Source organism: Nonomuraea sp. NPDC049649 (assembly GCF_040675175.1).
In the GTDB taxonomy this organism is placed as follows: domain Bacteria; phylum Actinomycetota; class Actinomycetes; order Streptosporangiales; family Streptosporangiaceae; genus Nonomuraea.
In genome coordinates, this window is record NZ_JBFAOH010000003.1 from 73,566 (window position 1) to 86,212 (window position 12,647).

The following is a 12,647-nucleotide window of genomic DNA, read 5'->3' on the forward strand; positions in this document are numbered from 1 at the left end:
ACCAGTTCATGGTGATTTGTTGACCTGCTCTTTGCCGGAGCGGCCGCGCCGGGGTGGCGCGGCCGCGTCAGCGGGAGGTGTCAGGCGACGGTCCTGGAGGGAGCCGTCCAGGTGTTGCAGGAGCCCGGCTGGGCGGAGTTGAAGCCCCGCTCCATCCAGAACGCCTGGCTCCGGCCCTTGCCGTGGTCGTTCTGCGCCCAGCCCTTGTGGCCGTTCTTGCGGAACCAGTCCACGGTGTGGTCCCAGTGGTCCTGGGGCACCGGCAGCGAGCGGGCGACCGTACGCATGAAGACCGCGGAGAAGCACTCGGCCTGCAGCTCGTGGCGGCGCGACAGCTGCAGCTGGGCCGACCGGCCGGCGCGGTGCCTGGCCTGGAAGAAGTAGTTCGAGATGCCGGACATCTGCTGGACGTGGTGGCCGTACTCGTGGGCCATCAGCCGCGCGATGCCGACCGGGAACGGGTCGCGCAGCTCGCGCTTGGTGATCAGCATGTACATGGTGCGGTTGGAGCTGCAGTACATGCCCGCGGCGTTCGAGACCCAGCGCCCGCAGGGGGTGTTGACCTTACGGGTCACGATGCGCAGCCGCGGCTTGCTGAAGCGCAGGCCCGCCTTGCGGAACTGGCTGGCCCAGGCCCTGTCCAGGCACTTGGTCATGCGCTGCAGGAACCGCTTGTACGCGGCGGTGCTGCCCCGCCGGATGTCGCCGGGGGAGCAGTTCGTGCCGGCCAGGCGGCCGGTCCGGTAGAGCGGGTTGTTCGTCGCGGCGGTCTTGCCGCGCGGCGTGGGCCGCAGGGCGGAGACCTGCTGCGTGAGGTGCTGGGTGGTGATGTGCTGCTGGGCTTGCTGTCCGGCCTGGACGCTGTGCGTCTGGGCCACCGCCGTCCCCGTGCCGGCCAGCGTGATGACCACGCCGGCTGCCGCGAGTGACGCCAGCTTCTTGATGGGGAGAGTGTTCATAATGTGGCAAAGACTAGGTCAAGCGCTGACAAATGTGTGTGGATTTGCGTCGATGGGTCTAGCGCCGCCCCTTCGAACTAGACTCGTGCCGTCGGCGCACAAGACCAGAGGGGAGTCGGATCCGTGAGCGGGTTGCTGGGCTCGATCAAGGGACCGGACGACGTCAAACGGCTCGCTGCCGGAGAGTTGCCGCGGCTGGCGGGTGAGATTCGCGACCTGCTCGTGGAGTCGTGCGCGCGGTTCGGCGGCCACCTCGGGCCCAACCTCGGTGTGGTGGAACTCACCATCGCCGTCCACCGGGTCTTCGACTCGCCGCGCGACCCGATCATCTGGGACACCGGCCACCAGGCGTACGTCCACAAGCTGCTCACCGGGCGGATGGCCGGCTTCGACGCGCTCAAGCAGGAGGGCGGCCTGTCCGGCTACCCCAGCCAGGCCGAGTCCGAGCACGACTTCGTGGAGAACTCGCACGCCTCCACCGCCCTGTCCTACGCCGACGGCCTGGCCAAGGCCTTCAAGCTGCGCGGCGAGCGCGACCGCACCGCCGTCGCGGTGATCGGCGACGGCGCGCTCACCGGCGGCATGGCCTGGGAGGCGCTCAACAACATCGCCGCCGTCAAGGACCTGCCGGTCGTCATCGTGGTCAACGACAACGGGCGCTCCTACTCGCCGACCATCGGGGGGCTCGCCTCCCACCTGTCGTCCCTCCGGGTCGACCGCCGCTACGAGGACATGCTGGAGTTCGTCAAGGAGAAGATCGGGAACGTTCCCGTGCTCTACGACGCGCTCCACGGCTTCAAGAAGGGCGTCAAGGACGTCATCGCCCCGCAGGTCATGTTCGAGGACCTCGGCCTCAAGTACGTCGGCCCCATCGACGGCCACGACGAGCAGGCCATGGAGGCGGCGCTGCGCAAGGCCCGCGGCTTCGGCGGCCCCGTCATCGTGCACGCCGTCACCCAGAAGGGCCGCGGCTACAGCCCCGCCGAGAACCACGACGAGGACCAGTTCCACTCACCCGGCGCCTTCGACCGCGCCACCGGCGCCGAGAAGCCCAAGGGCCGCATCTGGACCGACGTGTTCAGCGACGAGCTGGTCCGGCTCGGCAAGGAACGCGAGGACATCGTCGCCATCACCGCGGCGATGCTCCACCCGACCGGGCTGGCGCGCTTCGCCGACGCCTTCCCCGACCGCACCTACGACGTCGGCATCGCCGAGCAGCACGCCCTGACCAGCGCCGCCGGCCTGGCCATGGGCGGCCTCCACCCGGTCGTCGCCGTCTACGCCACCTTCCTCAACCGCGCCTTCGACCAGCTGCTGATGGACGTCGCCCTGCACAGGCTGCCCGTCACCGTGGCGCTCGACCGGGCCGGCGTGACCGGCGACGACGGCGCCAGCCACAACGGCATGTGGGACCTGTCCATCCTCCAGGTCGTGCCGGGGCTGCGGGTCGCCGTCCCGCGCGACGGCGACCGGCTGACCGAGCTGCTGCGCGAGTCCGTGGCCGTCACCGACGGGCCGACCGTGATCCGCTTCCCCAAGGGCCCGGTCGCCGAGTCCGTCGAGGCGGTGCGGAAGCTCGGCTGCATGGACGTGCTGCGCGAGCCCGAGACCGACGACCCCGACGTGCTGTTCGTCGGCGTCGGCCCGATGGCGCACGCCTGCCTGGAGGCCGCCACCCTGCTCGACGCGCAGGGCATCACCGCGACCGTGATCGACCCGCGCTGGGTCAAGCCGCTCGACGAGGCCCTCGTCGGCGCCGCGGCCGGACGCCGGCTCGTCGCCGTGGTCGAGGACAACGGCCGGGTCGGCGGCGTCGGCGACGCGGTCTCGCGCCTGCTGCGCGACGCCGACGTGGACGTGCCCGTACGCAACTTCGGCATCCCGCAGCGCTTCCTCGACCACGCCAAGCGGGCCGTCCTGCTCGGCCGGTTCGGGCTCACCGGCCAGGACCTGGCCCGGCAGATCACCGAGGCGGTCGCCAAGCGCAGCTCACCGGTGGTCAGCACCTCGTAGGCGCGCCTCCCCGGGCGACATGCCGATCACTGCGTGTGATCGACCCGCGCCCGGGAAGGATCGCCGAGCGTGGACATCTTTCGCACCAAGAGCGTCGAGCAGTCGATCCGCGACACGGAGGCGCCCGAGCACCGGCTCCGCAAGCGGCTGACCGCCGTCGACCTGACGGTCTTCGGCATCGGCGTGATCGTCGGCACCGGCATCTTCGTGCTGACCGGCCAGGTCGCCAGGGACACGGCCGGTCCGGCGGTGGCGCTCTCGTTCGTGGTGGCGGCGGTGGTGTGCGGGCTGGCGGCGCTCTGCTACGCGGAGTTCGCCTCCACGATCCCGGTGGCGGGGTCGGCCTACACCTTCTCCTTCGCCACCCTGGGCGAGTTCCCCGCCTGGATCATCGGCTGGGACCTGCTGCTGGAGCTGGCGCTGGCCGCCGCCGTGGTCTCCGTCGGCTGGTCGGGCTACTTCGCGTCGCTGCTCGGCTCGATGGGCTTCCATCTGCCGGCGTCCGTCGCCGGCTCGGAGGCCGTGGTCGACGTGCCCGCGATGGCGATCGTGCTCATCCTCACCGGGGTCCTGATGGCCGGGATCAAGCTGTCGTCCCGGGTCAACCTGGTGATCGTGGTGGTGAAGGTCACCGTCGTCCTGCTGGTGATCGTGGCCGGGCTGTTCTTCGTCGAGGCGGCCAACTACAGCCCGTTCATCCCCCCGCCGGAGCCGACCGAGACGGTGGAGGGCTTGCAGGCGCCGCTCATCCAGGTGCTGTTCGGCATCACGCCGGTGGCGTTCGGCGTGATCGGCATCTTCTCCGCCGCGGCCATCGTGTTCTTCGCCTTCATCGGCTTCGACATCGTCGCCACCGCCGCCGAGGAGACGATCAATCCGCAGCGCGCCCTGCCGCGCGGCATCCTCGGCTCGCTGGCGGTCTGCACGGTCCTGTACGTGGCGGTCTCGCTGGTCGTGGTGGGCATGCAGCCCTACGACGAGCTGAGCACCGAGGCGCCGCTGGCCGACGCGTTCACCGCGGTCGGGCAGCCCTGGGTGGCGGGGCTCATCAGCATCGGCGCGATCGCGGGCCTGACCACCGTGGTGATGATCCTGATGCTGGGGCAGACGCGGGTGCTGTTCGCCATGTGCCGCGACGGGCTGCTGCCGCGCAGGCTCGCCCGGGTGCATCCGCGGACCGGCACGCCCGCGCTGCTGACCGGGATCGTCGGCCTGGTCGCCGCCGCGATGGCCGGGTTCATCTCGCTCAGCGCGCTGGCCGAGCTGGTGAACATCGGGACGCTCTTCGCGTTCGTGGTGGTGTCGGCCGGGGTGATCATCCTCCGGCGCACCCGCCCGGACCTGCGCCGGGCCTTCCGGACGCCGCTGGTGCCGGTGCTGCCGATCCTGTCGGTGCTCGCCTGCCTCTACCTGATGCTGAACCTGCCGATAGAGACCTGGCTGCGGTTCCTCATCTGGATGGTCGTCGGCATCCTGCTCTACTTCGGGTACGGCTACCGCCACAGCAGGGTGGCGCGTGCCGGGGAGACGTCGTGAGGGGGCGGCTCGGGCCCGCCCCCGCACCGGTCAGGGCGTGAAGACAGCGCCGCCGGCCGCCCGCATCTGGCAGGGGTTGGCGTACATCTGGCCGAACCAGACCGGCTTGTCCTGCCAAGTGCCGGTGATGATCACCGCGCTGGGCCGGAACTCGCGGGTGCAGACGGCCCCCGGGTTGACGTTCAGCTTCTCCGGGTCGCCGCCCACCAGGGCCAGCAGCGCGCAGGCCTGGAGCGCCGAACTGTGCGTGCCGCCGGCCGGGTAGCAGTTGAGCGTGGCCGTCTTCGAGTCGGCGTCCTTGACCGTGACCAGAATCCGCAGCGTCGCGCCGGACTGGGGCGCGGCGACCGCGGGGGCCGGGACTGCCAGGAGGCTCCCGCACAGCGCGAGCGCTCCGATCGCTTTCATCATGATCTTCTCCCTTCGTAGCTGGGATCAGAGGCTACGACGGAGAGTGACGATCAAAGGGGAGACCCGCCGGGCGGGCCTCCCCAACTCCAGGTCAAGCGGGTAGTGACGCAACCCCCGGCGGCAGGAAACGCGACGCAGAGTAACCGGCGCGGTCCAGGTACGGGGTGATCCCGCCCAGGTGGAAGGGCCAGCCCGCACCGAGGATCATGCACAGGTCGATGTCCTGCGGCGCGGCCACCACGCCCTCGTCCAGCATGATCCGGACCTCCTCGGCCAGCGCCTTCAGCACGCGCTCCCGTACCTGCTCGGCGGTGGACGGCGCGGAGCCGCCCGCGAAGAGCGCCACCGCCTCCTCGTCCAGCGAGAAGTCCGGCCGGTAGACCCCCGGCTTGCCGGAGGCGACCAGCTTGGCCAGGTTCGCCGAGACGCCGAACCGGTCCGGGAACGCCTCGTGCAGCGTCTCGGCCACGTGCATGCCCACCGCCGGCCCGACGAGCTGCAGCAGCGCGAAGGGCGTCATCGGCAGCCCGAGGCCGTCCAGCGCGTGCTCGGCGGTCTCCAGCGGCGTGCCCTCGTCGACGGCCCCGATCACCTCGCCCATGAACCGGGTGAGCAGCCGGTTGACCACGAACGCGGGGGCGTCCTTGACCAGCACCGACGACTTCTTCAGCGCCTTGCCGACGGCGAACGCGGTGGCCAGCGTGGCGTCGTCGGTCGCGCCGCCCCGGACGATCTCCAGCAGCGGCATGACCGCGACCGGGTTGAAGAAGTGGAAGCCGACCAGCCGCTCCGGGTGCGCCAGCTCGGCGCCCATCGCGGTGACGCTCAGCGAGGAGGTGTTGGTGGCCAGCACGCAGTCGGGCCGCACCACGGCCTCCACCTCGGCGAACACCTTCTTCTTGACCGTCAGGTCCTCGAAGACCGCCTCGATCACGAAGTCGGCGTCGGCGAAGGCGTCCTTGCTCAGGGAACCGGTCACCAGCGCCTTGAGCCGGTTGGCCTGGTCCGGCGAGACACGGCCCTTCCCGGCCAGCTTGTCCACCTCGGCGTGCACGTACGCGACGCCCTTGTCGAGCCTGTCCTGGTCGAGGTCGGTCAGCACGACCGGGACCTGCAGCCGGCGGGCGAACAGCAGCGCCATCTGCGAGGCCATCAGGCCCGCGCCGACGACGCCGACCTTGTTCACCTTGCGCGCCAGCGCCGCGTCCGGCGCGCCCGCGGGCCGCTTGGCGCGCCGCTGCACCAGGTCGAAGGCGTAGAGCCCGGCCCGCAGCTCGTCACCCATCAGCAGGTCCGCCAGCGCCTCGTCCTCGGCGGCGAAGCCCTCGTCGCGGGAGGCGGTACGGGCCAGCGCGATCAGGTCGAGAGCCCGGTACGGCGCGGGAGCGGCGCCGTGCAGCTTCATGTCCACCAGGAAGCGGGCGTCCCCGAGCGGCTTGTCCCAGTCGGTGGCGGTGTGGTCGGTACGTTCGACCGTCACCTCGCCCTTGACGACCCGGGCGGCCCAGCGCAGCGACTCCTCCAGGAAGTCGGCGGGCTCGAAGATCGCGTCCGCGAGGCCCAGCTCGAACGCCTCGCGGCCCCTGGTCATGCGGTTCTGGGCGAGCGGGTTCTCGATGATGAACTTGATCGCGTTCGCCGGGCCGACCAGGCGGGGGAGCAGCTGCGTACCGCCCCAGCCCGGCACCAGGCCGAGGAAGCACTCCGGCAGCGCCACCGCCGGGACCCCCGAGGAGATCGTGCGGTAGGTGCAGTGCAGCGCGATCTCCAGGCCGCCGCCCATCGCCGCGCCGTTGACGAACGCGAACGACGGGATGCCCAGCTCGCCCAGCCGCCGGAAGACGTGGTGGCCGAGCGCGCCGATGGCCAGCGCCTCCTCGCGGGTGGTCAGCGCCGCCGCGCCCTTCAGGTCGGCGCCGACGCCGAAGACGAACGGCTTGCCGGTGACGCCCACCGCCGCCAGGTCCGTCCGCTCGGCGATCTCCGACAGCGCGCCGTTCAGCGCGAACAGGCCGTGCGGGCCGAACGTGTTCGGCTTGGTGTGGTCGAAGCCGTTGTCGAGGGTGATCAGCGCCATCGTGCCCGCGCCGTCCGGCAGCTGCACGTCGCGGACCAGGGCCTTGGTGACGACTTCGTCGGGGGCGCGCTCGCTCAGCAGCCCGCGCCAGGTGTCGATGTTGCTCACAGGCCCTCCTTCGTCGGTCCTGTGAGCATGCTGCTGTGTCTCATGGTTCTCTCGCTTCGCTCGCTCACGTCAGGTTCTCCCAGATCACGGTGCCGCCCATGCCCATGCCGACGCACATGGTGGTGATGCCGTAGCGCACGTCGGGGCGCTCGGCGAACTGGCGGGCGAGCTGCGTCATCAGCCGCACGCCGGAGGAGGCCAGCGGGTGGCCGAAGGCGATCGCGCCGCCGTAGGGGTTGACGCGCGGGTCGTCGTCGGCGATGCCGAAGTGCTCCAGGAAGGCGAGGACCTGGACGGCGAACGCCTCGTTGATCTCGATCAGCCCGATGTCCGACATTTCGAGATTTGCCAGGCGGAGGGCGCGCTCCGTGGACGGGATCGGGCCCACGCCCATGACCTCCGGGTCCACGCCCGCGAACGCGTACGAGACCAGCCGCATCCTCGGCGTCAGGCCGAGCTCCCCGGCGACCTCGCGGGCCGCCACGATGCACCCGGTCGCGCCGTCGTTGATGCCGGAGGCGTTGCCGGCCGTCACGTTGCCGTGCGGGCGGAACGGCGTCTTCAGCGCGCTCAGCGCCTCCATCGTGGTGCCCGGGCGCGGCGCCTCGTCCTCGGTCGCCAGGCCCCAGCCCTTCTCGGCCGTGCGCACCGCGGTCGGCACCAGGTCCGGCTGGATCTTGCCGTCCGCGTACGCCTTGGCCGCCTTCTCCTGCGACAGCACGGCGTAGGCGTCGGCGCGCTCCTTGGAGATCGTCGGGTAGCGGTCATGCAGGTTCTCCGCCGTCATGCCCATGACCAGGGCGCTGGGGTCGACCAGCTTCTCCGACAGGAACCGCGGGTTCGGGTCCACGCCCTCGCCCATGGGGTGGCGGCCCATGTGCTCGACGCCGCCCGCGATGGCCACGTCGTAGGCGCCGAAGGCGATGCCGCCGGCGACCGTGGTCACCGCGGTCATGGCGCCCGCGCACATCCGGTCGATGGCGTAGCCGGGCACCGACTTCGGCAGCCCGGCCAGCACCGCCGCCGAGCGGCCGATGGTCAGGCCCTGGTCGCCGATCTGGGTGGTCGCGGCGATGGCGACCTCGTCCACCCGTTCGGGCGGCAGGCCGGGGTTGCGCCGCATGAGCTCGCGGATGACGCGGACGACCATGTCGTCGGCGCGGGTCTCCGCATACAGCCCTTTCGGCCCCGACCTGCCGAAAGGCGTGCGCACGCCGTCGACGAACACGACGTCACGAGAGGAAGGCACGGATTCGCTCCTCGTTGCTGGACAGCTTCCGCCCCTATGCTACTGGTCAGTAACTACGGTGCACGCGAGGCTCGCGCATCGCCCGGCCCGGAGGTGCGGAGTCGCGTATCTTCGCCCTTACCCCGGTGGTCACCGGCCCCCAAGTGCAGGAAGAGACGTTGGTTACTTGTTGGGGCGAATGTGACTCTGAGTAGTCTTCGGGAAACGTGTGAAAATTCCGGACAAGGTTGGGTGAAATCTGTTATGAAAGGTTGCACTCCGTATTCGTACTAGAGAGGTTCAGCGTGGCGCGCGACGACAACGACAGGCCATACGACGACGGGCAGGCAGGGCCGGTGAACCCGGATCTGACCGGCGACGTCCTGTCCCCGCGCTGGAGCACGGATGACACCGACGAACAGCCCGCCATCCAGGTGTCGGGCAACGAGACGTACATCCTGCCCCCGGACAACGGCACATCGGGCGACCCGTACCAGGGTGAGTCCGCCTTCCAGGAAAGCGTTTACCCGGAGACCGGCTCCTTCGCCGCCCCCGCGTACTCCGACGCCCTGAGCGACTCGTACGGCGATCAGCCGGACCCCCGGACACAACGCGCCGACGCGGACACCCCTGCCTATGACAGCCCGCGCCACTTGGACGCCGAGGCCTCCGTCTACGACAGCCCGCGTCACGCGGACGCCCAGGCCGACGGGTACGCGGGGGACGAGCCGAGCGACCCCCGCCACACCGGCGAGGAGGCGTACCTGCCCCTCGACCGGGGCTACGAGGTGCAGGAAGAGGAGCCCCGGCGCGGCTTCCTCGGCTCCGGCTGGACCGACACCTCCTCCGACGACGAGTACGGGCACGGCGACGGCGAGGTGCGCCGCCGCACCCGGCTGCTGCTGGCCGCCGCCGCGGCCGTCGTGGTGCTCGGCGTGGGCGCGGGCTGGATGCTCACCGGCACCTCCTCCGACGACCCCTGCGCGAACGGGCGCTGCGCCAGCGTCGGCGACCTGAACACCCCGGCGGTCCAGGACGAGCCGGAGGACGAGGCCCCCGTCGAGGAGGCCACCGACACGGCCACCCCCGAGCCCACGGTGACCGAGGCCGAGACCCCCACCACCGCGCCCACGACGCAGGCCCGGGTCCGCCCGACCCGGACCGCCACCGTGGAACCGGAGCCGGACCCCGACCCGGAACCCCAGCCGACCCGGACGCGGACCCGCGCCCCCGAGCCGGATCCCGAGCCGACGGCCAAGGCCACCCGGGCCCCGGCGAACGACATGAAGCACGTCCAGCCCACCAGCGAGCCCGAGCCTCGGCAGACGGAGGACGACACGCCGAGAGACCCGGCCGGCGATCCCGCTCCTCCCGATCCCGAGCCGGAGCCGGAGCCGCAGGAGACCAGGAGGGGCATCTTCGACATCCTGTTCCCCTGGGCCTGAGACGTGTAAGGATGCGGTTTCAGATGCATGTCCGGCATACTGGAAACCGCTTTCCTGGAGGGTCTCGTGGTCACGCTGGAAGACGTCGCCAAGCAGGCGGGCGTCTCGCTCGCGACCGCCTCGCGGGTGCTCAACGGCAGCACCCGCCAGGTGGGCGCGGCGTTGCGGTCGCGCGTCGAGCGCGCCGCCGACGAACTGGGCTATCGGGCCAACATCGCCGCCCAGACGCTCGCCCGCGGGTCGAGCAACGTCATCGGCATCGTGGTCCACGACCTGACCGACCCCTACTTCGCCGCCCTGGCCGACGGCGCCATGCGGGCCGCCGCCGGTGAGCGGATGCTGGTCATGGTCGGCACCACCCACCGCGACCCGGAGCAGGAGATCGCGTACGTGTCCACGCTGCACGCGCAGCGGGTCCGCGCGATCCTGCTGGCCGGGTCCCGGACCGCCGACCCCGAGGTCACCGGCCGCCTGGCCGCCAAGCTCGCCGCCTACCGCGAGGGGGGCGGGCGGGTCGCCTGCGTCGGCCAGGACCTGCTGGGCGTGAACACCGTCGCGCCCGCCAACCGCGAGGGCGCCGCCGCCCTCGCCCGCGAGCTGGCCGCGCTCGGCCACACCCGCTTCGCCGTGCTAGCCGGGCCGCCCCACCTGATGACCGCCGTGGACCGCTGCGCCGGGTTCACCTCCGCCCTGCGGGAGCTGGGGCTGCCGGAGCCGCTGATCGTGCACGGCCCGTTCGACCGCGACGGCGGCTACGCGGCGGCCCAGCGCACCGGCGACGCCACCTGCGTGTTCGCCGTCAACGACGTGATGGCCGTGGGCGCGCTCGCCGCCTACCGGGAGCGCGGCATCCGGGTGCCGGACGACGTGTCGGTGGCCGGTTTCGACGACATCGTCACGCTCCGCGACCAGGTGCCCGCGCTGACGACCGTCCGGCTGCCGCTCAAGGACATGGGCGCGCGAGCCCTGGAGCTGGCGCTGACGGCGGAGGAGGACGTGGTCGTGGAGCCGGTGGCCGGCGAGGTCGTGCTCCGCGAGAGCGTCAAAGACCTGCGATGAACCGGGAGCGCGCGTGATGCGACTGGCCTTCAGCACCCTCGGCATGCCCGGGGCGGGCCTGGACGAGGCGATCGAGACCGGCCGCCGGGCCGGCTGTGCGGGGCTGGAGCTGCGGCTCCACCCCGACACCGGGGTGCACGCCGGGCTGGGCCGCGACGAGCGGCTGTCGGTGCGGCGCCGCGTCGAGGCGGCCGGGCTGGAGATCGCGGCGCTCGCCGGATATGTCGGCATCTGCGCGCCCGAGGACGACGACGAGGTGATCGGCGCACTCCGCGCCGACCTGCGGCTCGCCGCCGACCTCGGCGCGCCCGGGGTGCGGGTGTTCCCGCGCGGCGACGACCCCGCCGTGGGCGCGCGCCGCCTCAAGGCGATCTCCGGTACGGCCGAGCGGCTGGGCGTCCGGGTGCTGGTGGAGACCCACGACAAGATGGCGACCGGGGCGGCGGTGGCCGCCCTGCTGACCGAGGCCGGCACCCCGGAGACGGCCGCCGCGCTCTGGGACCTGCTCCACCCGTGGCGCCACGGCGAATCCCCGGCCGACACACTCGCCGCGCTCGGCCCGTCCCTGGCCTACGTCCAGGTCAAGGACGCGGTGTCGGCCACCGACACGACCCCCGTGCCGATGAGGACCGGCTCGGTCCCGCTGGACGAGGCGGGCGAACTGCTCCGGGCGGCGGGCTACCGCGGCTGGGTGTCCCTGGAATGGGAGCGCACCTGGTATCCGCAGGTGGCGCCGGTGGAGGACATCCTGCCGGGGGCCGCCGCCTGGGTGCGGCGGTTCGGCTCCTAGCCGTGGCGCTTAGATGGGGGAATGTCCCAGCTGAGCAATAAGGTGCTGGTCGTCGGCATGGACGGCCTGCGCTTCGACCGGCTGCGCGCGCTGCGCCCGCCGGTCCTGACGTCGCTGATGTCCGCGGGCGTGTACGGCACGAGCCTGCTTCCGTACGGAGAGAAGGCGGCCCCGCGCACCGAATCCCCCGGCGAGATCGTCCCCGAACCCCCGGCGGAGTCTGTGACGCCGGGGGAACGGGTGATCAGGGCGCGGACCTCACCCGAACCCCTGGTAGAACCCGCACCGCCGGGGGAGCGGGTGATCAGGGCGCGGACGGACTCCGGGCCGGGGTGGTCGTCGATCGCCAGTGCGGTGTGGCCGGACAAGCACGGTGTGGTGGACAACGGGTTCGCCGGAGCCCAGTTCACGAAATATCCGGACTTCTTGACGCGGGCGCAGGCGGCCCGGCCTGACCTGTCCACGGCCGCGTTCTTCTCCTGGGCGGCCCTCGACGAGCACGGCGCCTTCAGCCGCGCCATCGGCCACCGGCTTGTGCTCGACGGCTTCGCGCTCACTTTCGCCGGCGCCGACAAGCTGGTCGCCGCGGAGGCCGAGCGCCACCTGGCTGAGTCCGGCCCCGACCTGTCCTTCGTCTACCTGGGCGACACGGACGAGGTCGCGCACGATCTGGGGCCGTTCTGCCCCGAGTACACCGCCGCGCTCATGACCCAGGACGCCGCCCTGGGCCGCTTCCTCGACGCCATCCGCGCCCGCCCCTCGTACTCCGCGGAGCGGTGGACGGTGCTGGTCACCACCGACCACGGCCACGTCGACGAGGGCGGCCACGGCGGCGCCTCGGACGAGGAACGCACGGTGTTCGTCATCGCCGCCCGGCTGGGCGCGGACCTGGGCGGGCGACCGCTGCCCCGGGCGCGCCTGGTGGACGTGGGCCCGACGGCGCTGGCCGAGCTGGGCATCCCAGTCGACCCGGCGTGGGACCTGGACGGGGAGCCGCTGCTCCGCTGATTGTTCATCAACT

General features: G+C 71.8%; 10 protein-coding genes. 6 read left to right on the forward strand and 4 right to left on the reverse strand.

The genetic code is table 11. The features are described from left to right. Positions 1-80 precede the first annotated feature (80 nt). Complete coding sequence (locus AB0J42_RS05705) at positions 81-959, reverse strand: neutral zinc metallopeptidase (protein WP_364289281.1); 879 nt, start codon at positions 957-959, stop codon at positions 81-83. A gap of 132 nt (positions 960-1,091) precedes the next feature. Between AB0J42_RS05705 and dxs the strand changes: the two genes are divergently transcribed. Both dxs and AB0J42_RS05715 read left to right on the forward strand, forming a co-directional pair. Continuing rightward, on the forward strand, positions 1,092-2,972 hold the full coding sequence (gene dxs, locus AB0J42_RS05710) for a 1-deoxy-D-xylulose-5-phosphate synthase (protein WP_364289850.1): 1,881 nt from the start codon (positions 1,092-1,094) through the stop codon (positions 2,970-2,972). Positions 2,973-3,041: 69 nt separating this feature from the next. Beyond that, on the forward strand, positions 3,042-4,508 hold the full coding sequence (locus tag AB0J42_RS05715; protein WP_364289283.1) for an amino acid permease: 1,467 nt from the start codon (positions 3,042-3,044) through the stop codon (positions 4,506-4,508). A gap of 30 nt (positions 4,509-4,538) precedes the next feature. Here the strand turns inward: AB0J42_RS05715 and AB0J42_RS05720 are convergent, their stop codons facing one another. The 3 genes from AB0J42_RS05720 to AB0J42_RS05730 all read right to left on the reverse strand — a co-directional run bounded on the left by AB0J42_RS05720 (position 4,539) and on the right by AB0J42_RS05730 (position 8,332). Beyond that, complete coding sequence (locus AB0J42_RS05720; protein WP_364289285.1) at positions 4,539-4,919, reverse strand: SSI family serine proteinase inhibitor; 381 nt, start codon at positions 4,917-4,919, stop codon at positions 4,539-4,541. A 91-nt stretch (positions 4,920-5,010) separates the two neighbouring features. Beyond that, positions 5,011-7,104, reverse strand: a complete 2,094-nt coding sequence (locus AB0J42_RS05725; RefSeq protein WP_364289287.1) for a 3-hydroxyacyl-CoA dehydrogenase NAD-binding domain-containing protein — start codon at positions 7,102-7,104, stop codon at positions 5,011-5,013. Between the two features lie 64 nt (positions 7,105-7,168). Further along, a complete protein-coding gene (locus AB0J42_RS05730; RefSeq protein WP_364289852.1) occupies positions 7,169-8,332 on the reverse strand; it encodes a thiolase family protein in 1,164 nt (387 codons plus the stop codon). A 305-nt stretch (positions 8,333-8,637) separates the two neighbouring features. Here AB0J42_RS05730 and AB0J42_RS05735 point away from each other — a divergent pair, with 305 nt between their 5' ends. From AB0J42_RS05735 to AB0J42_RS05750, 4 genes are read left to right on the forward strand one after another with little or no spacing between them, the layout of a single operon-like run. Continuing rightward, positions 8,638-9,777, forward strand: a complete 1,140-nt coding sequence (locus tag AB0J42_RS05735; RefSeq protein ID WP_364289289.1) for a hypothetical protein — start codon at positions 8,638-8,640, stop codon at positions 9,775-9,777. Positions 9,778-9,804: 27 nt separating this feature from the next. Beyond that, positions 9,805-10,836: a LacI family DNA-binding transcriptional regulator gene (locus AB0J42_RS05740; protein WP_364289291.1), complete on the forward strand. Its 1,032-nt coding sequence runs from the start codon at positions 9,805-9,807 to the stop codon at positions 10,834-10,836. A gap of 16 nt (positions 10,837-10,852) precedes the next feature. Continuing rightward, complete coding sequence (locus AB0J42_RS05745; RefSeq protein WP_364289854.1) at positions 10,853-11,626, forward strand: sugar phosphate isomerase/epimerase family protein; 774 nt, start codon at positions 10,853-10,855, stop codon at positions 11,624-11,626. Positions 11,627-11,647: 21 nt separating this feature from the next. Further along, on the forward strand, positions 11,648-12,634 hold the full coding sequence (locus AB0J42_RS05750) for an alkaline phosphatase family protein (protein WP_364289293.1): 987 nt from the start codon (positions 11,648-11,650) through the stop codon (positions 12,632-12,634). The last annotated feature ends 13 nt before the right edge of the window (positions 12,635-12,647 follow it).

Bases quoted from the DNA above. Each gene is read 5' to 3' on its own strand.
- AB0J42_RS05705 (WP_364289281.1), bottom strand. From the start codon at position 959: ATGAACACTCTCCCCATCAAGAAGCTGGCGTCACTCGCGGCAGCCGGC.
- AB0J42_RS05720 (WP_364289285.1), bottom strand. From the start codon at position 4,919: ATGATGAAAGCGATCGGAGCGCTCGCGCTGTGCGGGAGCCTCCTGGCA.
- AB0J42_RS05740 (WP_364289291.1), top strand. From the start codon at position 9,805: ATGTCCGGCATACTGGAAACCGCTTTCCTGGAGGGTCTCGTGGTCACG.
- AB0J42_RS05745 (WP_364289854.1), top strand. From the start codon at position 10,853: ATGCGACTGGCCTTCAGCACCCTCGGCATGCCCGGGGCGGGCCTGGAC.
- AB0J42_RS05750 (WP_364289293.1), top strand. From the start codon at position 11,648: ATGTCCCAGCTGAGCAATAAGGTGCTGGTCGTCGGCATGGACGGCCTG.